A 22,521-nucleotide genomic window follows, 5' to 3' on the forward strand; every position below is an offset into this window, starting at 1 on the left:
CGCTTTTCGTTCTGGCAGTACTTACACGCCGATAATGGTGGGGACGATCATCGGGCGGCGGCGGTAGGTGTCGGCGACCCAGCGGCCGACGACCCGGCGCACGCTCTGGGCGATGCGGTGGGTGTCGGTGACGCCCTCGCCCGCCAGGCGGCGCAGTTCGGCCTCGACCAGTTCCTGGGCGTCGGCCAGGGCGGCCGGGTCGTCGGAGAAGCCGCGGCCGTTGAGTTCCGGTGTGGTGACGGCCTTTCCGGTGGTCTCGTCGACGGCGACGGTAATGGAGATGAAGCCGCCCTCGCCGAGGACCAAGCGGTCGGACAGGGTGGATTCGCCGACATCGCCGACGGACAGACCGTCCACGTACACCTGGCCGATGCGCACCTTGCCGGTAATGGAGGCGATACCGTCTACCAGGTCGACCACGACGCCGTTCTCGGCCAGCATCACCCGCTCCTCGGGGACACCGGTGGCGACGGCGAGCGCGGCGTTGGCACGCAGGTGCCGCCATTCACCGTGGACGGGCATGGCGTTGGTGGGCCGCACCGCGTTGTACAGGTACAGCAGCTCACCGGCCGAGGCATGGCCGGAGACATGGACTTTCGCGCTCTGCTGGGTGATCACGGTCGCGCCGACGCGGGCCAGGCCGTTCACGACCGTGAAGACGGCGTTCTCATTGCCGGGGATGAGCGAGGAGGCCAGCACCACGAGATCATCCTGGCGGATATTGATCTGGCGGTGATCGCCGCGGGCCATCCGGGAGAGCGCCGAGAGCGGTTCGCCCTGCGAACCGGTGGAGATGAGCACCAGCTTGTGCACCGGCAGGTTCGCGGCTTGATCCAGATCGACCTCGAGACCCTCGGGCAGCGTCAGGTAGCCGAGGTCCTGGGCGATCTGCATATTGCGGACCATGGACCGGCCGACGAAGCACACCCGGCGGTCATAGCGCTTGGCCACATCGATCACCTGCTGAATGCGGTGCACGTGGGAGGCGAAGGAGGCCACGATGACTCGGCCCTTGGCCTTACCGATCACCGAATCGAGCACCGGGCCGATCTCGCGCTCAGGGGTGACGAAGCCGGGCACTTCGGCATTGGTGGAGTCGACCAGGAACAGGTCCACGCCCTCGTCGCCGAGCCGGGAGAATCCGGCCAGGTCGGTGAGGCGGCCGTCCAGGGGCAGCTGGTCCAGCTTGATATCGCCGGTGTGCAGCACAATGCCCGCGGGCGTGCGCACAGCCACGGCGAGAGCGTCCGGGATGGAGTGGTTGACGGCGAAGTACTCGCAGTCGAACGGCCCGTGCTCGGTGCGCTGACCCTCGATGACCTCGATGAGCTTGGGCTGCAAGCGATGCTCGCGGCACTTGGCCGCCACCAGGGCGAGGGTGAATTTGGAGCCGACGATGGGGATATCGCGGCGCAGGCGCAGCAGGAACGGCACCGCGCCGATGTGGTCCTCGTGGCCGTGGGTGAGCACGACCGCGGCGATATCGTCCATGCGGTCCTCGATGGGACCGAAGTCGGGCAGGATCAGGTCGACGCCGGGCTGCTGATCCTCGGGGAACAGCACACCGCAGTCGATGATCAGCAATTTGCCGCCGAACTCGAAAACGGTCATATTGCGGCCGATTTCACTGATGCCGCCGAGTGCGAATACCCGCAGACCACCGCGCGGGGCGGGCGGCGGGGGGCCGAAGGACTGCGGATCGCGTACCGGCGGCGCGGACTGCTCGGACCGACCCGACGGGCGGCCCTTGCCGCCACGGCGGTTGCGGTCCTGCGACCGGCCGCGCGAATCACTCTGCTGCGCGGAGCGACCGCGTCCGCTGTCCTGCTTCTCGGCGCGCGGCTGCGAGGCCGTCTCACGGGTGGCCGATTCCGGCTGCGCGACAGCGGGTTGCTTCGCGGACACCGCTTCCCGCACCGGCTCCGGGGCGGATTCGCGCACCGGCGCAACGGGTTCCGGCGCGGCGACCTGTTTCGGTCGCTCCGGCACGGGCTCCGGCGCTCCAGCGGCGCGGCTGGCCGTACGACGTGGACGACGACTCACAGGGTCGCTCATACAATTACCTCCGCCGCGCGCAAATCCGCGGCAAGTTCCGCGAGTTGTATCTCGCTGGGGATGAGTTGGGGCAGACGTGGTTCGCCGACGTCGAAACCGAGCAGTCGGAGCGAACCTTTGGTCATGGCGACACCACCGAGGCCGGCCATGGCACGGTTGAGTGGAATCATGGTCGCGTTGATTTCGCGAGCCTTCACCACATCACCGGACTGATAAGCATTGAGCATCGCCCGCAGGCGGTCGGGTACGAGATGGCCGATGACGCTGATGAATCCGGCCGCACCGACCGACAGCCACGGCAGATTGAGCCCATCGTCACCGGAGTAGAAGGTCAGCCCGGTCTCGGCGATGAGGTGCGCGCCCGCGTTCAGATCGCCCTTGGCGTCCTTGACGGCGACAATATTGGGGTGCTCCGCCAGACGGCGGAGGGTGTCGGGGGCAATGGGTACCACCGAGCGCGGCGGAATGTCGTAGAGCGTCACCGGCAGATCGGTACTGTCGGCAACGGCGGTGAAGTGCGCCAGCAGCCCGTCCTGGCTGGGGCGCGAGTAGTACGGGGTGACGATGAGCAGCCCGTGTGCCCCGGCACGCTGGGCATTGCGGGCGAGTTCGATGCTGTGCGCGGTGTCGTAGGTGCCGGCGCCCGCGATAATGGTGGCGCGGTCACCCACGGCGTCTACGACGGCGTGCAGCAGGTCGAATTTCTCGGATTCGGTCGTGGTCGGTGATTCGCCGGTGGTACCGGAGATGGCGAGCAGATCGACCCCCCGGTCGACCAGGCTGGCGGCGAGAGCGACTCCGGTGTCGACATCGAGCTTGCCCTCGGCGGTAAAGGGGGTCACCATCGCAACACCTACTGTGCCGGACGCGCGCAGCTCGGTTCGCGTCGATTCACCGTTCGTCATAGTCAGAAGGCTACCCGGTGGGGTAATAGCTATTTGCACCCTTGTCACCGAACCGCCGCCGGTGTGACGGGACTTCCTGTAATGGCCCCCGCACGGTGACATCATTCATCTCATTGCGTGGCGTCAATAATGATGTCAGGCTGATGTCATGGACCTGAACAAGTACACCGCTCGCCTGCGCGAGGATCTCATTGCCGCCGCCGCGCTCGGCGATGACAAAACCCAGGCCACGGCCGCCGCCCTGGCCGCCGCAACCGAGAATTCGGCGCGATTGACCCTCCTCGCCGCGCTTTCGGAGCTGGCCGCGGAGATCAGTACAGCGGTCGGCGATCGCACCGTGCACGTCTCCGTGGACGGCACCGACGCCCATATCGACGTGCGCAAGACGCCGACCGAGGACGAGGAGCAACCCACCTTCGAGGAGATGACCGGCGATATCAGCCGAGTCACATTGCGCCTGGTCGAGCAGATCAAATCGCGCGCCGAGGAGGCCGCGGCACAGAGCGGACAGTCGCTGAACTCGTGGATGGCGACGGCCGTCCAGGGAGCGCTGCGAGATCAGATGCGCAGGAGTGGCTACGGGCGTGGCGACGAGCCGAAGGGCAGCTAGGCGACGCTGACCTTGCCATCGGTGTCGATTTCGGTGCGCTGGTCGTAGTCCGGGGCGGTCGCGAGCACCGTGGCCAGCACCCGTCGGCCCAGCGGCAGCACCCGCACAGTTACCGTTCCCGCATTGGCGGCATCCAGTTCCCGTGTCGCCGCGTCGATTACACGTTTGCGCACCCATTCGGGTACGCCCGCGAAACCGCCGTCATCGAGCAACACCACCTCGACGCCGCGGGAGCGCGCGCCGCGGGCCGCGCCGCTGAGTTCATCGGTCACCAGCTGTGGTGCGCGCAGGCCGTCGCGGAGTTCGGCCTCCAGTAGGCGGCATTCCTCGCGTTCGGTAGCGGTGAGTTCCGCGCCGTCGGCAATGCGTTCCAGGATCGGACGGGCGACGCGGTCCAGCCGGGTCAGTTGCCGGGTGCGTTCGCTATCGGCGGCGGACATGGTCGCCTCGGCGGCGGCGCGCAACATGGCGTCCTCGCGCAGTACGCGCAGTGAGCGCTGCATGGGTCGCATAATGGCGGCGAAGACCGAGATGGCGGCGACGGTGCCGATCGGCACAATGGATCCGACCACGGCCCGCGACTCCAATTGCGGTCCCATCCCGGCGGCCGCGACCACAATCGAAATGGCCGCCACTCCTGCCCAGGCGATTCGCGCGCGACCCCGCAGCACCAGCACCGAGAGCACGTACGAGGCGGCGTAGGCCGTCCACACCGAATCCTGTAATCCGTTGACCGGCAAGCTCATAACGATCACGGCCGCGGCGACGGGGCCGGCGGCGGCCGCGAACAGCGCCACCGGAATCGGCAGCGGATCGACCGGCACCACCATCATCAGCGCACCCGCGCTGAGCATGAGGAACAGGCCCACGAGGGCGGCCCAGAGCGACACCTCGTCGAAGTTCTTGAGCATGTACAGCGCGATGGTGACTTCCAGAATGATCAGGAACAGCCAGCCCGCGCCGCCGCGCAGTCCGAGGAGATCACCGAGCCCGAACCGGGTGTCGGAGGTATCAGTGAGAGCCATCGCCGCCCCAGACCAGTGTCACTGTCGTGCCCTCCCCGGGCTGTGATTCCACGAATGCGGAGCCGCCCGCGAGTTGGCGCATGCGGCCCATAATGCTCACCGAGATACCGAGCCGGTCGGCGGGGACCTGCGCGAGGTCGAAACCCGCTCCGTCATCGGTGAATACGATGCGGATACTGCCCGCACTGACGGTGGCGGTCACGGTGCGCCGCACCTCGCGACCGGGTACCGAGGCGTGCCGCAGGCTATTGCGCACCGCCTCGGTGAGTGCGGCGGCGAGCGTGCTGGCGGCGTGCACCGGCATGCGCAGATCGTCGAAGCCGGGCCAGGTGCGGGTGGCGAATCGGATGCTCGGATTCACCTCGTGCACCGCCGTGCGCAGGAACAGCACCGCCGAGCGCGCATCGAAGAGATCGGGATCGCGTTGTGCGCCCCGGGATTCGTCGAGTTGTTCGAGGGTGCGTTCGGCCTGGCGGCGCACCACCGCCGATTCGGTGCCCGCGCGCGAAGCCTCCAGCAGCGTGGACAGCACGGCGTCGTGAATGAGCGCGGCGAAGCGGGAGCGTTCCCGGTCGCGTGCCTGCGCGGCGGCGGCGACGGCGGCGCGGCGGGCGGCAATGGCCGATTCCCGGTCCACCCGTTCGGCCGCACCGAGCGCCGCGGTGCCGCACCAGACGAACAGGGCCGACAATCCGGCCGCACGCAGGAAGTTCTCGACGAACAACAGCGGAGTGAAGTCCACCATCGTGTAGATGGTCGTCACCGCGGCCGCCGCCGACGCCAGCAGCATGTAGGCGACCGCCCAGCGGGTGGGGAACGCCAGCACCGCCGCGATCACGGCCATGGCCAGTACCCGCGACGGCCAGACCGCGGACGCGTTGACGGTGTGCACCTCCAATCCGAATGGCAAGGTCGCGACGACCGCCAGGAAACTCAGTGCGGCACAGGCCGATACCACCTTGATCGGCCGTCGCCCGGCCACCAGCGAGACCAGCGCGAGGATCGGGAAGAACCCGAAGACCAGCACAACCGCCGAGGCTGTCCACCAGTGCGGGGCGACCCGGCTCTGCTCGGCGATCTCCGGCACTTCGAACAGGCCGAGAATGATTCCCGCGATACCGGCGGAGACGCCGAGGCGGCGCAGGATCCGATCTGAGGCGGCGGTCGACGATTCATCGGCCGTATCAAGGGCTCCCCGAATCCGCCGCGTCAGCGCGGACAGCGTCATCGTATGTGCCTCGACGGGCGGGGAGTCCAGCGCACTGGACGCGGTCATGCGCGCGGATGCCGTTCCGGCGGTGGCAGCCAACCGTCTTCGACCGCTCGCTTGTACAGGTCGGTCTTGGTCGGAGCCGGGCGCAGCGCATCGGCGTACTTCTGCCGGATTCGGCCGAGATAGTCGTTGACGGTCTGTTCGGACAGCCCGGTCAGCCGCGCCACACGCGAGGCCTTCTCACCGGAGGCGTAGAGCTGTAGTACCTCCTGCTGGCGCGGGCTCAATGCCACCTCGGACAGTTGCGGATCACCGTCGATGGCGGCCGCCCAGTCGGTGGTCACCACCTGTTCGCCGTGCGCGGCGCGGCGCACGGCCGTCACCACGGTCCGCGCATCCTCCGATTTACGCACCACACCCAGCACACCCGCGCGCGCCGCCGCCCGCACCATGAACGGATTGTCGGCGGCGGTGAACACCAGCACCTCGACACCGCTGGCGCGCAGGACGGACACATTGTCCTCCGGCAACGATCCGTCGGCCAACCGCAGATCCAGCACCACCAGATCCAATTCCGGCTGCGCCGACAGCAACTCCGCCACCGTCCCGGCCGTAATCACCAATTCCAGATCGGTTTCCGGCGCCAACATGGCGGCCAATCCGATGGCCACCGATTCGTGGTCCTCAACCAAACCGATCCGACATGGCCTCGACTCCTGCGCCTGCACGGCGACCCTTCACCTCTTCCCAATCCCGAAGTAACCCGTGTGCAGTATGACCGGATATCGGCCCGGTATGTCAGCCACCAGAATTCGGGGGGGCTCGTCAGGGCATGAGTTGAGCGGCCACGGTCGCACCCAGTTCCCAGCAGCGCTCGATATCGGCCTTGGTCGGCGGCCCGGAGACGAGGACGGGCGCGGCGGCCTTCTCCCAGCCGAGACCGGTGGTGATCGACTCGATGGCCTTCTCCGCACCCTCGGTGCCCTGGTTGCCGTGCATATAGAGGCCGAACGGCCGCCCCTTGGTGGAATCCAGGCACGGGTAATAGATGGTGTCGAAGAAGTGTTTCAGCGCCCCGGACATATAGCCGAGGTTGGCGGGGGTGCCGAGGATATAACCGTCCGCCTCGAGCACCTCACTCGCTGTTGTCGCGAGCGCCGCCCGGCGAATGAGCTCGACACCCTCGATCTCCGGATCCGACGCACCGGATACAACGGCCTCGAACATCTCCTGGGTATGCGGCGAGGGGGTGTGATGGACGATCAGCAATCGCGGCATGGAGTCGAGCGTAGTTCGGTCGGCTCAGTTACCCGCCGCGTCCTCGGCTTCGGGACCCAATCGGCTTCGGCAGGCAAGCCACGCCCGCTCCGACAGCAGGCTCCTCGTTCCGGCGAAGAGGCCGTAGAGCGCCGCGCCGTGTCGGGCGGCGAGTTCGGCGTTGTGCGCCATGACGTCCAACTCGTTCGCGGCGGTGATCTCCATGAATGCCCGCAGGTCGGCCGCGGCGGGCTCGTGGTCGAGTCCGGTGAACCGATCGCGGAAGACAATGGGTGCGGTGTCGAGGCGCGGGTACACCGCCGATCGGTCGCAGCTGCCGTACAGGTAGACCAGCGCTTCGGCGCGCTCCCCGAGCAGAGTCGAAAGCTGTTGGCGGGCGGATGGATCGAGTAGGGATCGGTCGAAACCGTCGGTGCCGTACGTGGCGTGGCAGAGTCCGGCCAGCTGGACATCCGCGTCGGCGCCCCAGTCGGCCAGGACATCGGCCACCCGGATGAGATGCGCCAGCAGGGTTCCGCCCGGATGCGCTATCGCGTCGGCGCCACGGTCGCGCAGGAACCGCTCGGCTCGTTCGCGGGACACGTCGGCCGGAGCCCCGTTCGCGTTCATGCGGTCCCGCAGCCTCGCCGGGGATGCCCCCAACCACGGCCGCGGTGCGCGAACAGGATGAACAGCAACGGAATCATGACGAACGGGAAGACCTGGGTCGACACGGCTATCGCCGTGCCCAATGCCAGGATGGCGATCAGGGCGACCGGCAGGTAGGGGGTGGAGGGCCGCGGCGGTGGTGCCGATTGCGCCGGGGCGGGCGGTTTCGGGAGGTCGGTGAAGAGCTCCGCCAGGTCGGTGGTGGTCTTGGCCGCGTAGGCGCGGGCAACCCGCTCGTCGAATTCGGCGACGTCCAGGCGGCCGTCGGCGAAATGTTGACCGAGGGCCGCGGCGGCCTGTTCACGTTCCGCCGTACCGACGCGCAGGGCAGGCGGCCGGGGTGCCGTGGGATCGGAATCGGTCATGACCAACCGCCTTATCGGGGAACCAATCATGCTCCCTCCCAGCGTAGGCCGCCGCGGGGGCGGCGCGCATGCGCTGCGGGATGTACTTCGGGCTACGTCTCACGGCGGATGTCGATGGCGATCAGCGCCGCGGGGACCGACGAACTATCTCGGGACACTGTGTTGCGGCGTAATGGGGCCGAGAAGGTCTTGACGGCCCTCGTTCGCCGATCGGCTCAGGCGAGAGTGGTCCCCACATATTCGGCAGCTTCGGCTAGTAGCGCCTGGTTGTATTCGGCGTCCCTGGTGGGCTTGCTGGACATGATCGAAATGACGAGTGGCGCGGTGTCCGGCGGCCATGCGATGGCGATGTCATTGAGTGTGCCGTAATCACCGGTGCCGGTTTTGTCAGCAACGCGCCAGTCCGCTGGGAGACCTGCGCGAATGCGTTGTGCGCCAGTGAGGTTGCGTTCGAGAAGGTCGCGCAGGAAAGCACGCCTTTCTTCGGGAAGGGCATCGCCGAGGACAATCTTCCGGTAGTCCGTGCCGATGGCTCTGGGCGATGTGGTGTCGCGGGGGTCGCCCGGGGTGGCCTCGGTGATCGACGGTTCGATTCGGTCCATTCGCGTGACCGTGTCGTCGAGGCCGCGCAGGTACGCCGTCAATTCGGCCGGTCCGCCGAGGTCGCGGAGCAGCAGGTTGCCCGCGGTGCCGTCGCTGTAGCGCACCGCGGCGTCACACAGATCTCGGATCGTCATACCCGTGCCCACGTGCCGCGAGGTGATGACGGCACTCTTCATCAGGTCGGCGTCGGTGTAGTCGACGACAGTATCCAAGTGCGACAGTGGATTCCGCGCCAAGACCGCGGCCGCCGCCAACCCCTTGAACGTCGAGCAGAACGCGAACCGCTCATCCGCGCGGTGCGCGATGGCACTGCCACTACCGGTGGCCACCGCGTACACCCCCAACCGCGCATCGAACTTCCGCTCCAGCGCGAGCAATTGATCATCGAGCGCAGTCGCGGGCGGCTCGGAGGCGGGCGATGTGGGTGAGGTTGTCGCGGTCCCGCATCCGACCAGGGGTAGCAGCGCCATCGCGCCGAGCATGCCACGGCGGCTGATACCCGATCGCAACACCACTACAGTTCCTTCCGCCACGCAGCCATCCTGTGCTCCCATCAATACCGGAAAGGTTGCACCGCCGCAGAATTCGCAGTACCAATAGGCCCGACGGTGGCCGGTACAGCCCGATCTGTGGCGGCAACCTGACGTCCACGAAGAGTTCGGTCAACGATGGCCAGACCGCAAGCATGGACTTGTAGGGTTCTGGGCGGACCGCACGCGGTCCGTCGAACGTAGTAATGAAGGGACGGGCGGGGATGTCGGATGCATCGGTTGAGGTGCTCCTGGACGACTTCGAGAACAAGAGCAAGTGGGAGCTTGTCGGGGTGGCGGCGCGGCGCGCGCATCTGACCACGTTCGTGGAAGGAGCACCGAGTAAGGGATTGGCTTCCTTCGCGGATGGCGCTATGGGTCGGGATATCCGGGCGCTGGTGGTGCTGATTCGTAAGGCGGCGGACGATCTCGTCGTGGAATTGGCCTCGAAGCCCAAGCCCGCGTTCACGGTCGCGGGGCGGTTGGAGACATTGAGGTTGTGGGTGCGGTCGCCACATGCGGCGATTCGGGTGTACGCGCGGCTCGAAAGCGAGGCGAGCGGGTATCAGGAAGTACTGCTGGCCAAGGTGCCCACGGGGGCGCTCTGGCAGCACTCGGAGTACCAACTCGACGAACCGATCACCGACGCGACACTGCTCGGGCTGAAGATTCGGCTCATGGATGTGGTGAAACGCGAGGGCGAGGTCATGATCCTGCTCGATGATCTGACGGTGCGCACGGCGGGCTGATCGCTCGCGCCCCGCTGCCCGGATAGCCGGTACGGCCCGCGCTGCGGCTACCGTGGGGCGGTGCCTCCCCGTCCACGCCTCCCCCGGTTGCCGCAGCTCACGCCGCCGAACGATAGTCGGCGCGGCTACTCGCAGCACGAGGTCCTGCGCGAGGTGCGCAGGCTGATTCTGGAGGGGAACCTGCCGCCCGGCACCGGAGTGCCCCTCGGTGAGCTGGCACGGGAGTTCGGGATCAGCGCGATTCCGGTGCGCGAGTCATTGCAGACCCTGATCGGGGAGGGGCTCATCGAGCATCGCGCGAACTTCGGCTACCGGGTCACGCTATTGACCGCGGCCGAGCTGCGGGAGATGTATGTGGTGCGCGAGCGGTTGGAGTCCACGGCGCTGCTGGCCGCGGTGTCGCGCGCTACCGAGGCCGATCACGAGTTGGCGCGGGCGGCGCACGCGCGGATGGAGCGGGCGGTGCTGACCGAGAATCCGCTCGCCTACCACCGGGAGACCCGGAATTTCCATCTGGCACTGGTACGGCCGTCGGGGATGCCGCGCCTGGTCCACATGCTGGAGTACGCCTGGAATATCACCGAGCCGGTACAGCCGATGGTGCACGTCACCAATGCCGACCGGGTCGTCCTGCACGCCGACCACCGACGCCAGCTGGACGCCTTCGTGGCGCGCGATACCGAGGCCCTGCTGACGGCAACCGAACAGCATTCGGTACGGATGACGGACGTGCTGGCGCAACTACCGCAGACCAGCGGCTTGCTCGCCCCCGATTCGGACGCCGTACAAGATATATAGTTTTCGCAACACCCGGGCAATACCCGCTCGATAGCGTCGCACAGAACCTTTTCGATGTGCGGACTTCACGATCGGATGTGCGACTTGACCGACACTGTTGCGTTGCCGGGGAGCGCGTCCACCCCGGCGGCCCCACCGCGTCGGCCCCTGATCCCCGCCGCACCAACGATGATCTCGCCCCGGCTGCCCCTTCGCGTCGAAAGTCGGTGATGTTCTTGCGCATTCGTGTGATCAATCCCAACACCACGGCCGCCGTGACGGCCGTGATCGAGCAGGCCGCTCGTGCGGTGGCCGCACCCGGGACCGTGGTGGAGGGCGTCACGCCCGCCATGGGACCGGCGTCGATCGAGAGCCATTACGACGAGGCGCTCGCGGTGCCGGGCCTGCTGGCCGAGATCGCCCGGGGTGAACAGGTGGGTGTGGATGGGTATGTGCTGGCGTGCTTCGGCGATCCGGGGCTGGACGCGGCGCGGGAGTCGGCGCGCGGACCGGTGATCGGGATCGCGGAGGCCGCCATGTACGCGGCCAGCCATCTGGGGCGCGGGTTCAGTGTGGTCACCACCCTGGCCCGGACCGGTGGCCGCGCCCATGATCTGGCCGAACGCTATGGCATGCAACGGTTCTGCCTGGGGGTGCACGCCTGTGAGATTCCGGTTCTCGAGCTGGAGAATCCGGAGGCGCGCACCGTTATCGCCGAGGCCTGCCGGGAGGCCGTCCATGCCGACGGCTCCGATGCCATTGTGCTCGGCTGCGCCGGAATGGCCGACCTGTGTGAGTACCTCACCGCGGAGGTGGGGGTTCCGGTGGTGGACGGCGTCAGCGCTGCCACCTTGACCGTGCAGTCCCTGGTGACCATGGGGCTGCGCAAGTCCGGTCGCGGCGAATTCGCCGCTCCGCTGCCCAAACGCTATGCCGGACTACTCAGCGAGTTCGGCACCGACGGAAAGGAACAGCGCCCGTGACCTTGCCACCGGATGTGCTGGCAGGAATCGAAACCCGCATCGCAGCGATCGATGCGGAGCTGGCGCGGCTCTACCCGGGTGACCGCCCGGGGCAGCCGATCCACACCGCGTATATCTCCGGTGCGGACGCCACCGACGACCTGCCGAGCCAATGGGGTGCGGCGGCAATCGAATTGGGTGAGAAACACCGCGACCTGCTCACCGAGTTGGCCGGTCACGATGTGGTCGAACTGGTGCTGGATACGCTGCGGCAGCGGCCGATTCAGGATTTGCGGCTCGATTTCGAAGACGGGTACGGCACCCGCGCGGATGTGATCGAGGATCAAGACGCCTTGCGCGCCGGTGCGGTGCTGCGCGAGCTGCCCGCGGCGGTGGTCTCTCGCGGTATCCGCATGAAGGGACTCACCGGCATCGAGTGGGCGCGGGCGGTGCGCACCCTGGAGCTCGTACTCGAGGGTGCGGGCGGTGTACCCGACGGATTCGTGTTCACCCTGCCGAAGATTCGCCATATCGACCAGGTCGATGTCGCCGTGCGGCTGTGCGACGCCATCGAATCCGCGCACGGATTGCCCGCCGGTGCGCTGAAGTTCGAATTGCAGATCGAGAGTCCCCAGGCCGTTATCGCCGCCGACGGCACCGCCACCGTCGCCCGGGCTGTGCACCGCTCCGCCGGGCGCTGCACCGGATTGCATTACGGCACCTACGACTACAGCGCCGCCTGTGGCATCACGCCGAGGTTCCAGTCCCTGGAACACCCCGTCGCCGATCACGCCAAGGCCGTCATGCAGGCCGCCGCCGCGCAGACCGGGGTCTGGGTCTGCGACGGCTCCACCCAGGTACTGCCACTGGGCACCGATAGCGAAGTGCGCGAGGCCATTTCGCGGCACTACCGACTTGTCACCCGTTCCCTGGAACGCGGCTACTACCAGGGCTGGGATATGGGCCCGGGTCATCTGGTCACCCGCTGGCTGGCCACCTTCGGCTTCTACCGCGGCGCGCTCGGCGTCGCCGCCCCGCGCATCGGCCGCTATCTCGATCGCCAGGGTGGCGCGGTGGTCGACGAACCCGCCACCGCCCAGGCACTGGCGACCGTGGTGCTGCGCGGATTGGATTGCGGCGCCTTCCGGCCCGCCGAAGTCACCGCCCTCGTTCCGGCCGCCACCGTCGACGTTCTGCGGCAATTGCGAGAAAGGAAGATGCCTTCCCTATGACCGGCGCTACCCACGATTTCACCCTGCTGCCCGATCTGGCTCTGCGCACCCTCGGCGGTGCGGTGGTATGGGCCAACGACGAATCCTTCGCGGAGAAGGAGAATCTCATTCGGCCGGAGGAATCCACCTACTCCCCTGCCACCTTCGGCCATAAGGGCCAGGTATATGACGGGTGGGAAACCCGTCGCCGCCGGGGATCGGTCGGCGCGGCACCGGATTCCGACGACTGCGATACCGCCATTGTGCGTCTGGGCGTGCCTGGCGTCATCGCGGGCGTCATTGTCGACACCGCGTGGTTCAAGGGCAACTATCCGCCCAAGGTGTCGGTGGAAGCCATTGCGGTGGACGGGTATCCGTCGGCCGAGGAGCTCACCGCGCTGGAGGGCTGGACCACCATCGTGGCGCGCGCCGCGGTTGTCGGCGACAGCGCCAACCCCTTCACCGTCGACTCGGCCGGACGCTGGACGCATGTGCGGCTGCGCATGTTCCCCGATGGCGGTATCGCGCGGCTGCGCGTGCACGGGGTGGCGAAACCGGATCTGCGACTGCTGGATTCGGGTCCGTTCGACCTGGCCGCCTTGGAGAACGGCGGCCTGGTGACCGATTGCTCGAACCGCTTCTTCTCCCATCCGCAGAATATTCTGATGCCCGGGCGCGCCCGCGTGATGGGCGACGGCTGGGAGACCGCGCGCCGCCGCGACAAGGACAACGACTGGGTGCGGGTACGGCTCACCGGCGAGGGTGTCCTCGCCATGGCCGAGATCGACACCTCCTACTTCCTCTTCAACAGCCCGGGAGCAGCGTCGCTCACCGGTATTCGCGCCGACGGCAGCGAAGTGGAATTGCTGCCGCGCACCGTCTTGCGGCCCGATACCCGGCACCGCTTCGGTATCGACGCCGCCGAGGCGGTCGTCGAGGTACGCCTGGACGCCTATCCCGATGGCGGCCTGGCGCGGCTGCGACTATTCGGCACCCTCACCGACGATGCCCGTACTCGACTGCGGGCCGAACAGGCGGAACTGTCATGAGCGATCCCAACTACCCGCGCGATATGGTCGGCTACGGGCCGAATCCACCGCACCCGCACTGGCCGGGCGAGGCCAATATCGCCGTGCAGTTCGTCCTGAACTACGAGGAGGGCGGCGAGAACTGCCCCCTCGACGGCGATGAGGGCTCCGAGGCCTTCCTCTCCGATATCGTTCCCGCGCAAGCGTTTCCGAATCGGCACATGAGCATGGAGTCGCTCTACGAGTACGGCTCCAGGGCCGGATTGTGGCGGGTACTGCGCGCCTTCGAGCGCCGCGATATCCCGCTCACCATCTTCGGTGTCGCCCGCGCCCTGGAACGCAATCCCGAAGCCGTCGCCGCCTTCAAGCGCAACGACTACGAGATCGCGTCCCACGGCCTGCGCTGGATCTCCTATCAGTCCGTCGACCGCGAGACCGAGCGCGCGCATATGGAGGAGGCGGTCGCCATCATCACCCGCCTCTTCGGCGAGGCCCCGCGTGGCTGGTACACCGGCCGCGACTCGCCGCAAACCCGCGAACTGGTCGTCGAACACGGCGGATTCACCTACGACTCCGACTCCTACGCCGACGACCTGCCGTACTGGGTCAAGGTCGGCGAGACCAACCAACTGGTACTGCCGTACACATTGGAAACCAACGATATGCGGTTCTCGTCGCCCGCCGGTTTCGCCAATGGCGACGAGTTCTACGCCTACCTCCGCGACGCCTTCGACGTGCTGTACGCCGAGGGCGCCGACGGTGCTCCGAAGATGCTCTCCATCGGCCTGCACTGCCGCCTCGCGGGCCGCCCCGCCCGCGCGGCTGCGCTGGAACGTTTCCTCGACTACGTGCAGTCCCACGAGAAGGTGTGGTTGGCCCGTCGCATCGATATCGCCGAACACTGGCGCAAGGTGCATCCGGCCAGCTGAAGCGTTGCCGCCGAGGCGGATTCGTGCCGGTCGGGCAAGGTCGGCGGGGCGGCGGCAGGCACAATCTGCCATCCTGGCACGCCTTGGCCGGGCCCCTGCGGATTCCGGCCGAGAACACGCCGGAATGACGACGGCGGCCAGACGAGATCGCGAGGTCGGCCCCAATAGTCGGCCGCGTACAGACAGCCGCGCCACCTGAGCTCGGGCAGCTCAGGTGGCGCGGTCTGTTCCGGTGCTACTGCGCGGCGGACTGCCGCTTGGGCAGCTTCCAGCCCGGGCGCGGGAAGTGGCAGGTGTAGCCGTCCGGGTAGCGCTGCAGGTAGTCCTGATGCTCGGGTTCGGCTTCCCAGAAGGTGCTCGCCGGGGTTACCGGGGTGACCACCTTGCCGGGCCACAGGCCCGAATCCTCCACATCGACGATGGTTTCCAGCGCGACACGCTTCTGATCGTCGCCGAGGTAGAAGATCTCCGAGCGGTAGCTGGTGCCGATGTCATTACCCTGACGATCCTTGGTGGTCGGATCGTGGATCTGGAAGAAGAACGCCAGCAGTGCCCGGTAATCGGTCCGGGCGGGGTCGTAGACGATCTCCACGGCCTCGGCATGACCCGGGTGATTGCGGTAGGTGGGATTGTCGTTGCTGCCACCGGTGTAGCCGACGCGTGTCGACAGCACCCCTGGCTGCTGACGAATCAAATCCTCCATACCCCAGAAACATCCGCCCGCCAGAATCGCCTTGCGCGTATCGGTCACGCCTCCTCCTTCGTGAAGAGAGTCTTGTACTGGCCGTAGCCCTCGGCCTCGAGGTTATCGAGGTGGATGAAGCGCAGGGCCGCGGAGTTGATGCAGTACCGCAGGCCGCCCGCCTCGCGGGGGCCGTCCTTGAACAGGTGGCCGAGGTGGCTGTCGCCGTGTGCCGAACGCACCTCGGTGCGGATCATCAGATGGCTGAGGTCGCGCTTCTCGGCCACATTGTCGGCATCGATCGGCTTGGTGAAGCTGGGCCAACCCGAGCCGCTGTCGAACTTGTCGACCGAGGCGAACAGGGGCTCACCGGAAACCACATCCACGTAGATACCCGGTTCGTGGTTATCCCAGTACTCGCCGGTGAACGCGCGCTCGGTGCCGTTCTCCTGGGTGACGTGGTACTGCTCGGGCGACAGCGCGGCGACGGCCGCGGGGTTGCGGTTGAATTCCTGTGCCACATGACCTCCTCATATCGGGGCTACCCGTACAACCCCCGTCCCCACTCGGAAAGTTCCATCGGGAAGGGGCGTCATGGTTTGGTCACCTCTCGCGGGTGCGCGCACTTCCGGAGCTCTCACCTGTGGCGATCATGAAATGGATAGTGTAGCTTTCCATTATAGATAGCCCATCTATCCATTTGGGAGTCATGATGTCGAAACCACTTCTCATCGTCGCGGCGGCCTACCTGGCGGTTATCGGCCTCGCACTACTGATCGTGCCGGTGCAGTTCGGCGTCGACGCGGTGCCCGAGGACGCCTCCGCCGAACTGATCGCTTTGCTGCGACTGCTCGGTGGACCGTTTCTCGGGATCGCGGTCCTGAACTGGATGTCACGCGACGCCGCACCCGCCACGATTCGCAATACCGTCATCCTGGCGAACCTGGTCGGTTTCGCGACCGTCGCGCTGAATGATGTATGGGGCGTATTCAGCGGCGACGCACGCGATCTCGCGAAGATGTTCCTCGTCGTGCATCTCGCGTTCACGGTCGCCTTCGCCGTCGCGTGGGTGCGCGCTCGCGGCACCGCCACCGACAGCGCCATCCGACATGGATAGCTAGGCTATCCGGATGCGGATGGCGGAGTTGAGTCGAGAATCCGGGGTGGCCATCGCGACCATCAAGTACTACCAGCGCGAGGGCTTGCTGCCGCCCGGTGAACTGAGCAGTCCCAATCAGGCCCGCTACGGCGCCGAGCACGTCCGGCGACTGAAACTCGTTCGGGCACTGCTGGAAATCGGCGGGCTGCCCATTGCTGGTGTGCGGGAGGTGCTCGCCGGTATCGACGAACCGCGAACTTCCACCCATGACGTTCTCGGCGTGGTGCAGCACAGCCTGCCCGCTCTGCGGGCCGAGGCCGACGTGGCGGACCGGGCGTGGGCGATGGGCCTGATCGAAGCGATGTGCGCCGAACGCGGATGGGAACCCCCGCCTGGTGCGCCGCTGATCGAGTCACTGGTGGGGGTGCTGTGCGCCTTCCGCACTGTCGGACACGAATGGGTACTCGACGCGCTCGGGCGCTACGCCGAATCCGCCGACCGGATCGCGGCGGCCGATATCGATGGCGTCGCCCGGTTGGGTACCACCGAGGCCATTGTCGAGGGCGCGGTCGTCGGCACCGTCCTGGGTGACGCGCTGCTGGCTACCCTGCGACGCGTCGCCCAGGCCGAGACCTCCCGACAACGCTTCGGGAACCAATAATCCGGACCGCGGGATGACGGGGGCGGTGAGGGGTCACTGTCAGCAGAGGGCGGTGAGGATCACTGCCCGGCGCGTTCCACCTTCTCCAGTTCGACCGCGCGGCGCATGACTTCGCGCGCCCGGGAGCGGTCACCGGCATAGTCGTAGGCGCGGGCCACGCGGTAGCAGGTGCGCCAATTGTCGGGATCGGCTTCCCATTCCGCCTTCATCTGCTCGAACAGCTGGTCGGCGGCGGGCCGTTCGATACGGCCGGACGGGCGGCGCGGGAGGTGCGAGGTATCGATTTCCCGGCCCTCCGCGGCCATACGGCGGGCCAGGCGTTGATGGTCGAGGGCGGCGCGGACCGAGGAGTAGACGATCCACACGCCGACGAGCGGGAGGATCAGCACACCCACGCCGATACCCGCGGCGGCCAGGCCACCGGAAGTGATGAGGCCGAAGGCGATTCGGCCGAGCAGGATGAAGTAGAAGCCCAGCGCGACAACCAGGAACGCGATCAGCGCGACAATGCGCAGCGAGCGCTGTCCGCCATCGCCCGAAGTGCTGTTCACAGCACCACCTCCTACGCCACCGGCCGCGCCGCCCGATGCGGCGGCGCTACCGGAATCGATCGCATCGCCGTTCGACGCGTCGTTCACCGACCCACCCGATGCGCCGTTCACAGATCCAGCAGCGGGTCGATGCCCACGGTCAGGCCCGGACGGTGCGGGGTCTTGCGGACGCCGAGCAGGACGCCGGGGGCGAAGGAGCTGCGGTCGATCGAGTCGTGGCGAATGGTGAGGGTTTCGCCCTGGGTGCCGAAGAGCACCTCCTGGTGCGCGACCAGACCGGCGAGGCGCACCGAATGCACGCGCACCCCATCCACATCCGCGCCACGCGCACCCTCGAGTTCGGTGCTGGTGGCATCGGGGCTGCGGCCGACACCGGCCTTCTCCCGGGCGGCGGCGATGAGTCCGGCGGTACGGTAGGCGGTGCCCGACGGGGCGTCGGCCTTGTTCGGGTGATGCAGTTCGATCACCTCGACCGATTCGAACCAGCGCGCGGCCTGTTCGGCGAATCGCATGGACAGCACCGCGCCGATGGCGAAGTTCGGGGCGATGAGCACCCCGACCTCCGGATTCTGCCCCAGCCAGCCGCGCACCTGATCCAGGCGCTCGGCATCGAATCCGGTGGTCCCGACCACCGCGTGGATGCCGTGCTCCACCAGCCACTGGAGATTGGACATCACCACATCGGGATGGGTGAAGTCGACGACCACCTCGGTTCCGGAGGTAGCGAATACGTCCATCGCGTCGCCCTTGTCGACCCGCGCGACCAACTCCAGATCCGCGGCCGCCTCGACGGCCGCGCAGATCGCCTGCCCGACCTTGCCCTGCGCCCCGAGCACACCCACCCGGATCCGGTTCGTGGTCACCTTTTCTCCTTCGCCCATCGAATCAGCACTCGGTGCCGAGCCTACTGCGCCCACGGATTGACGATCGGCACCCCTGTCGCCTCGAAGTCACGGACATTGCGCGTCACCAATGTGAGCCCATGCGCTTCGGCGGTCGCCGCGAACAGGCCATCAATTGGATCAATGGACCGACCCAGCAGATCCGTGCGCGCCCGCATCCGACCCCAGGCTTGCGCGACGACCTCATCGATCGGCAGCAGTCGCCCCTCGAATCGACCCGACAGCTCGTCGGTCAACCATCGCGCCAACCGTTCCTTGCGTCTGCCGTCCGCCAGACGATCCAAGCCCCTACGCAGCTCACCAAGGGTCATCACGCTCAGGTAGGTACGGTCCTCGTCGATGGCATCGAGCCATCCGACGAGCCCATGGTCAGGCCGCGGCTTGACCCACTCCGAGACAGCATTGGTGTCGAGCAGAAAGTTCACAGCACCACATCCCGATGCTGCGGGTCGCTGCGCTCACGTTCCACCACCAATCCCGAGTCACGTAGCGGAGATTCGGCGAAGAACTGCGCCAAGCTGCCCGCCCGCACGCTTTTTCGCCGCCACTCCTCTACCGGTACGACGACGGCAACTTCACGTCCACGTCTGCTGATCACCTGCGGTCCCTCCCTCTCCACCCTGTCGATCAGCTCGGACAGCCTGGCCTTCGCCTCCCCCAGGGGCCAGACGAAGTCGACCCGATCCTCGGGTGCCTGATCTCCGGTCATCCGAACCACCTCCACTGACCAATTTAGTCAAACTGGTCAGCAACGTCCATATCCGATCGGTATGGTTGGCGAATAATCTCGAACAATGCCGAAATACTGTGCTCGCGATGGCCGTCCGCGACCGCGCGGCGCAGCAGGTCGTGCATGGGTTCGTGCCAGGCCACGTCGATACCCGATTCGGCGAGCTCCTGATCGTCGTCGATCGCGTCGTGGAAGAGACCGACCGAGGAACCCGGGCGGGTGTAGTCGCGGTCGTCGATCTCATCGGCGAAGACCGGGAGGACGGACTCGATCATCTGGAGCCATTTGACGGCGTAGGGAACCATGGTGGCGGCTTGTATGCCGCGGGCGGAGAGCATGGCCGCGCCTTCGAAGAAGCCGATCAACGCGGGTAGCAGGGTCGCGCCGACGGCGGATTCGTAGAGGGCGGCCAGGTCCGGTTCCGCACCGAGGTGGACGAGGTCGCCGCCGAGCACCCTCAGGGTCGACGCGGATTCATCGAAGACGGCGCGGTCACCGCCGAAGTAGAGCAGGGTGTCGGGCTTTCCGACGGCGGCGGGCACATTCTTGATCGCCCCGCCCAGGTACCGGATGCCGTGTTCGGCCGCCCATGCCGCCATATCCCGCGCACCGGACGGGGTGCCGCTATTGAGGGTGATGAGGGTCCGGCCGGTGAGCGCTTCGGCCGCCGGACCCAGCGCCGCCAGCGTTGTGGGGAAGGTCGAGAGAATAGCGATGACAAGGGGACTCGCGGCAACGGCGTCCGCGATATCGGTCGATCGCATGGCACCGCGGTCGACGAGTCCCGCCGCCTTTTCCGGGGTGCGGTTCCAGACGGTGGTCGGATGTCCGGCGGCCAGAAATGCCTCGGCCAGGGCGGTTCCCATGGCACCCAGGCCCAGAATGGTCACCGGGGTACGCGCGATCTCGGTCAAAGTCCTTGCCTTTCGAGACGATTCGGCTGTGCCATCAGTCTCGAAGCGACCGCGCGGGTCCTCCAGTACGTACTTTTTCCGCCGGTACGCACCGTGCGGTAGGTGACGTGGTCACGCGTGCGGTACCCGACCGCGGTGTGAGCGGAGTCACCGTCGTCGATCAGTCGAACATGATGACCTGGCGCAGGGCGTGGCCGGAGGCCAGTTCGTCCATCCCGGTATTGATGTCCTCCAGGCGAATACGGGCGGAGATGAGGCGTTCCACCTGGAGGCTGCCCGCTCGCCACATGCGGACGTACTCGGGGATATCGCGGGCGGGGACAGCGGAGCCGAGGTAGCTGCCGACAATGGAACGGCCCTGGGCGACCAGACCGAGGGGTGAAATGGTGGCGGTGGCGGTGGGCGCGGGGAGCCCGACCGTGACGGTGGTGCCGCCGGGAGCGGTTGCGGCGACGGCGGTTTCGAAGGCGCGAATATTGCCCGCGGCCTCGACGACGATATCCGCCTGGATGCCCTGGTCGGCGATCTCGGCGGGGGTGTAGGCGGCGGTCGCGCCGAATTCGGTGGCCAGCTCGAGCTTTTCGGGGACGGTATCGACGGCGATGACATCGCGGCCGGTGCCCTCGCGCAGCGCGGCGGCCACCAGTACGGCCGCCATACCGACGCCACCGAGGCCGACCACCATGATCCGGTCGGCGGGGCCCGGCTTCGCCGAATTCAACAGCGCCCCACCGCCGGTCAAGACGGCGCAGCCCAGGACGGCCGCCACATCCGGCGGCACGTCGTCGTCGACCGGCACCACCGAACGCCCATCCACCACGGCGTGCGTCGCGAAGGCGGATACGCCGAGGTGGTGATGTACCGGTGTGCCGTCGCGCAGCAGGCGCCGCCCACCGCCGAGCAGCTCCCCCGCGTTATTGGCGAGGCTGCCCGGCAGGCACGGGGTGCGGCCATCGGTCGCACAGCCGGCGCACTCGCCGCAGCGCGGCAGGAAGGTCATGATCACTCGTTGGCCGACGGTGAATTCGCTATTTCCCGACCCGACCACCTCGATGCGACCGGCTGCCTCGTGCCCGAGCAGCATGGGTACCGGCCGCACCCGATTGCCGTCCACGACGGACAGATCCGAATGGCACAGTCCGGCTGCCTCGATACGCACCAGCAGCTCTCCCGGTCCGGGTTCGCCCAGGTCGAGCTCGCTCACGGTAATCGGCTCCGACGCCGAGTAGGGTGCCTGCGACCCGATCTGCTCCAGTACTGCGCCACGAATCCTCATGAGCCAGACCGTACCCTTTTGCCTCTTTCGGAACCTGCCGAAGCCTGATTCGATGAAGTGACCCAGACAGGAGCTCACTATGAACGGCATCGAGGCCCGCAGCAGAGCGCTCAACCATGTGGTGACCGATTTCTTCGGACAGGTCGCCCGCGCATACGACAGCCGCACATTGCAGCGCATCGTGTACCGGCCACCGCAGGATCAGGTGGTGACCGAACTGCGCGCCGCCGGATCGCGGCGAATCGCCGATATCGGTTGCGGCACCGGCATTCTCACCTCCCGAATCGAACGGGAACTGCATCCGGAGGCCATTTACGGGGTCGATGCCTCCGAGGGCATGCTCGAGCGCGCACGCAAACGCTCCACGGGCGTGCGGTGGCTGCACGGACCGGCCGAGCAGCTGCCCTTCGAGGACGGCGCACTGGACGCGGTGGTCACGACCAGCGCATTCCACTTCTTCGACCATTCGGCGGCGCTCCGCGAATTCCACCGGGTCCTGGCACCCGGCGGACTGGTGGCCATCGCGACCGCCCATCCGTCGGGTGCCGCCGCGAACGCGTTTCAGCAGCTCACCCGCAGCCCCAAGTTCCCGGCACACGCGCCGTCCCCGCAGGAGACCCGAAAGTTGCTGGAGCGGGCCGGTTTCGAGGTCGCCGATCAGCGCAAGGTACATCGGCCGCCGCTGCCGGAGTCCCTGGTACCGGATGTGATCACGGTGGCGCGCCGGCAGTAGGGGGCTCGCGGTCAACTACTGGGGTTGATCGCGCCGCGTCGGCACGGGGCCCCGTTAGCCCCGTTATGCCCGTGTGTCTTTGGCC

General features: G+C 67.2%; 27 protein-coding genes. 10 read left to right on the top strand and 17 right to left on the bottom strand.

Annotated features, from left to right (window positions below; translation table 11 throughout):
• Positions 1–21: 21 nt before the first annotated feature.
• Positions 22–2,055: a ribonuclease J gene (locus NU1_RS34405; protein WP_245720444.1), complete on the bottom strand. Its 2,034-nt coding sequence runs from the start codon at positions 2,053–2,055 to the stop codon at positions 22–24.
• Positions 2,052–2,960, bottom strand: coding sequence for a 4-hydroxy-tetrahydrodipicolinate synthase (dapA, locus tag NU1_RS34410; RefSeq protein WP_067527999.1), 909 nt, complete (start codon positions 2,958–2,960; stop codon positions 2,052–2,054). The genes NU1_RS34405 and dapA overlap by 4 nt, the downstream gene beginning before the upstream one ends.
• 148 nt (positions 2,961–3,108) lie before the next feature.
• On the opposite strand from dapA, the gene NU1_RS34415 reads away from it, so the two are divergent.
• Complete coding sequence (locus NU1_RS34415; RefSeq protein ID WP_067528001.1) at positions 3,109–3,570, top strand: hypothetical protein; 462 nt, start codon at positions 3,109–3,111, stop codon at positions 3,568–3,570.
• Here the strand turns inward: NU1_RS34415 and NU1_RS34420 are convergent.
• From NU1_RS34420 to bla, 7 genes are all read right to left on the bottom strand, one after another.
• The gene (locus tag NU1_RS34420; protein WP_067528003.1) at positions 3,567–4,595 is read right to left on the bottom strand and encodes a DUF8320 family protein; all 1,029 of its coding nucleotides are present in this window, start codon (positions 4,593–4,595) and stop codon (positions 3,567–3,569) included. The genes NU1_RS34415 and NU1_RS34420 overlap by 4 nt on opposite strands.
• Positions 4,582–5,871 carry a sensor histidine kinase gene (locus NU1_RS34425; protein WP_067528093.1) on the bottom strand — a complete coding sequence of 430 codons (1,290 nt, stop codon included), beginning with the start codon at positions 5,869–5,871 and terminating at the stop codon, positions 4,582–4,584. Before NU1_RS34425 ends, NU1_RS34420 begins: the two co-directional genes overlap by 14 nt.
• Positions 5,868–6,536 carry a response regulator transcription factor gene (locus NU1_RS34430; protein WP_067528005.1) on the bottom strand — a complete coding sequence of 223 codons (669 nt, stop codon included), beginning with the start codon at positions 6,534–6,536 and terminating at the stop codon, positions 5,868–5,870. The genes NU1_RS34425 and NU1_RS34430 overlap by 4 nt, the downstream gene beginning before the upstream one ends.
• 97 nt (positions 6,537–6,633) lie before the next feature.
• Entirely contained in the window at positions 6,634–7,086 is a 453-nt protein-coding gene (locus tag NU1_RS34435; protein ID WP_067528007.1) for a flavodoxin family protein, read from the bottom strand.
• A 24-nt stretch (positions 7,087–7,110) separates the two neighbouring features.
• The gene (locus NU1_RS34440; protein ID WP_067528009.1) at positions 7,111–7,695 is read right to left on the bottom strand and encodes a DUF6817 domain-containing protein; all 585 of its coding nucleotides are present in this window, start codon (positions 7,693–7,695) and stop codon (positions 7,111–7,113) included.
• Positions 7,692–8,099 carry a DUF1707 SHOCT-like domain-containing protein gene (locus NU1_RS34445; protein ID WP_067528011.1) on the bottom strand — a complete coding sequence of 136 codons (408 nt, stop codon included), beginning with the start codon at positions 8,097–8,099 and terminating at the stop codon, positions 7,692–7,694. Before NU1_RS34445 ends, NU1_RS34440 begins: the two co-directional genes overlap by 4 nt.
• Positions 8,100–8,314: 215 nt before the next feature.
• A complete protein-coding gene (gene bla, locus NU1_RS34450) occupies positions 8,315–9,214 on the bottom strand; it encodes a class A beta-lactamase (protein ID WP_371859866.1) in 900 nt (299 codons plus the stop codon).
• Positions 9,215–9,456: 242 nt separating this feature from the next.
• On the opposite strand from bla, the gene NU1_RS34455 reads away from it, so the two are divergent.
• The 6 genes from NU1_RS34455 (at position 9,457) to puuE (ending at position 14,888) form a co-directional block, all read left to right on the top strand.
• On the top strand, positions 9,457–9,981 hold the full coding sequence (locus tag NU1_RS34455) for a hypothetical protein (RefSeq protein ID WP_067528013.1): 525 nt from the start codon (positions 9,457–9,459) through the stop codon (positions 9,979–9,981).
• 60 nt (positions 9,982–10,041) lie between these two features.
• Complete coding sequence (locus NU1_RS34460; RefSeq protein WP_084522079.1) at positions 10,042–10,779, top strand: GntR family transcriptional regulator; 738 nt, start codon at positions 10,042–10,044, stop codon at positions 10,777–10,779.
• 215 nt (positions 10,780–10,994) lie between these two features.
• The gene (locus NU1_RS34465; protein ID WP_067528097.1) at positions 10,995–11,741 is read left to right on the top strand and encodes an aspartate/glutamate racemase family protein; all 747 of its coding nucleotides are present in this window, start codon (positions 10,995–10,997) and stop codon (positions 11,739–11,741) included.
• On the top strand, positions 11,738–12,952 hold the full coding sequence (locus NU1_RS34470; protein WP_067528017.1) for a DUF6986 family protein: 1,215 nt from the start codon (positions 11,738–11,740) through the stop codon (positions 12,950–12,952). Before NU1_RS34465 ends, NU1_RS34470 begins: the two co-directional genes overlap by 4 nt.
• Positions 12,949–13,980 (top strand): allantoicase, encoded by a 1,032-nt coding sequence (alc, locus tag NU1_RS34475; RefSeq protein WP_067528019.1) that lies wholly within the window; start codon positions 12,949–12,951, stop codon positions 13,978–13,980. Before NU1_RS34470 ends, alc begins: the two co-directional genes overlap by 4 nt.
• A complete protein-coding gene (gene puuE, locus NU1_RS34480) occupies positions 13,977–14,888 on the top strand; it encodes an allantoinase PuuE (RefSeq protein WP_067528021.1) in 912 nt (303 codons plus the stop codon). The genes alc and puuE overlap by 4 nt, the downstream gene beginning before the upstream one ends.
• Positions 14,889–15,123: 235 nt before the next feature.
• On the opposite strand, the gene msrA is transcribed toward puuE, so the two are convergent.
• On the bottom strand, positions 15,124–15,591 hold the full coding sequence (gene msrA / locus NU1_RS34485; protein WP_157553413.1) for a peptide-methionine (S)-S-oxide reductase MsrA: 468 nt from the start codon (positions 15,589–15,591) through the stop codon (positions 15,124–15,126).
• A 44-nt stretch (positions 15,592–15,635) separates the two neighbouring features.
• Positions 15,636–16,091 (bottom strand): peptide-methionine (R)-S-oxide reductase MsrB, encoded by a 456-nt coding sequence (msrB, locus tag NU1_RS34490; RefSeq protein ID WP_067528025.1) that lies wholly within the window; start codon positions 16,089–16,091, stop codon positions 15,636–15,638.
• 191 nt (positions 16,092–16,282) lie between these two features.
• Between msrB and NU1_RS34495 the strand changes: the two genes are divergently transcribed.
• On the top strand, positions 16,283–16,687 hold the full coding sequence (locus NU1_RS34495) for a hypothetical protein (protein ID WP_067528099.1): 405 nt from the start codon (positions 16,283–16,285) through the stop codon (positions 16,685–16,687).
• A gap of 13 nt (positions 16,688–16,700) precedes the next feature.
• The gene (locus NU1_RS34500) at positions 16,701–17,330 is read left to right on the top strand and encodes a MerR family transcriptional regulator (RefSeq protein ID WP_067528027.1); all 630 of its coding nucleotides are present in this window, start codon (positions 16,701–16,703) and stop codon (positions 17,328–17,330) included.
• A gap of 59 nt (positions 17,331–17,389) precedes the next feature.
• On the opposite strand, the gene NU1_RS34505 is transcribed toward NU1_RS34500, so the two are convergent.
• From NU1_RS34505 to NU1_RS34530, 6 genes are all read right to left on the bottom strand, one after another.
• Positions 17,390–17,881 carry a hypothetical protein gene (locus NU1_RS34505; protein WP_067528102.1) on the bottom strand — a complete coding sequence of 164 codons (492 nt, stop codon included), beginning with the start codon at positions 17,879–17,881 and terminating at the stop codon, positions 17,390–17,392.
• A 107-nt stretch (positions 17,882–17,988) separates the two neighbouring features.
• A complete protein-coding gene (gene dapB / locus NU1_RS34510) occupies positions 17,989–18,744 on the bottom strand; it encodes a 4-hydroxy-tetrahydrodipicolinate reductase (RefSeq protein WP_371859865.1) in 756 nt (251 codons plus the stop codon).
• A gap of 41 nt (positions 18,745–18,785) precedes the next feature.
• Positions 18,786–19,208 (bottom strand): type II toxin-antitoxin system VapC family toxin, encoded by a 423-nt coding sequence (locus NU1_RS34515; RefSeq protein WP_067528031.1) that lies wholly within the window; start codon positions 19,206–19,208, stop codon positions 18,786–18,788.
• Entirely contained in the window at positions 19,205–19,492 is a 288-nt protein-coding gene (locus NU1_RS34520) for a type II toxin-antitoxin system prevent-host-death family antitoxin (RefSeq protein WP_067528105.1), read from the bottom strand. Before NU1_RS34520 ends, NU1_RS34515 begins: the two co-directional genes overlap by 4 nt.
• A 23-nt stretch (positions 19,493–19,515) precedes the next feature.
• Entirely contained in the window at positions 19,516–20,493 is a 978-nt protein-coding gene (locus NU1_RS34525; protein ID WP_157553407.1) for an NAD(P)-dependent oxidoreductase, read from the bottom strand.
• A 94-nt stretch (positions 20,494–20,587) separates the two neighbouring features.
• Complete coding sequence (locus NU1_RS34530) at positions 20,588–21,703, bottom strand: alcohol dehydrogenase catalytic domain-containing protein (RefSeq protein WP_067528036.1); 1,116 nt, start codon at positions 21,701–21,703, stop codon at positions 20,588–20,590.
• A gap of 79 nt (positions 21,704–21,782) precedes the next feature.
• Between NU1_RS34530 and NU1_RS34535 the strand changes: the two genes are divergently transcribed.
• The gene (locus NU1_RS34535) at positions 21,783–22,436 is read left to right on the top strand and encodes a class I SAM-dependent methyltransferase (protein ID WP_067528038.1); all 654 of its coding nucleotides are present in this window, start codon (positions 21,783–21,785) and stop codon (positions 22,434–22,436) included.
• The last annotated feature ends 85 nt before the right edge of the window (positions 22,437–22,521 follow it).

The sequence above is a fragment of the Nocardia uniformis NBRC 13702 genome (genome assembly GCF_001613345.1).
Classification (GTDB): Bacteria; Actinomycetota; Actinomycetes; order Mycobacteriales; family Mycobacteriaceae; genus Nocardia; species Nocardia uniformis.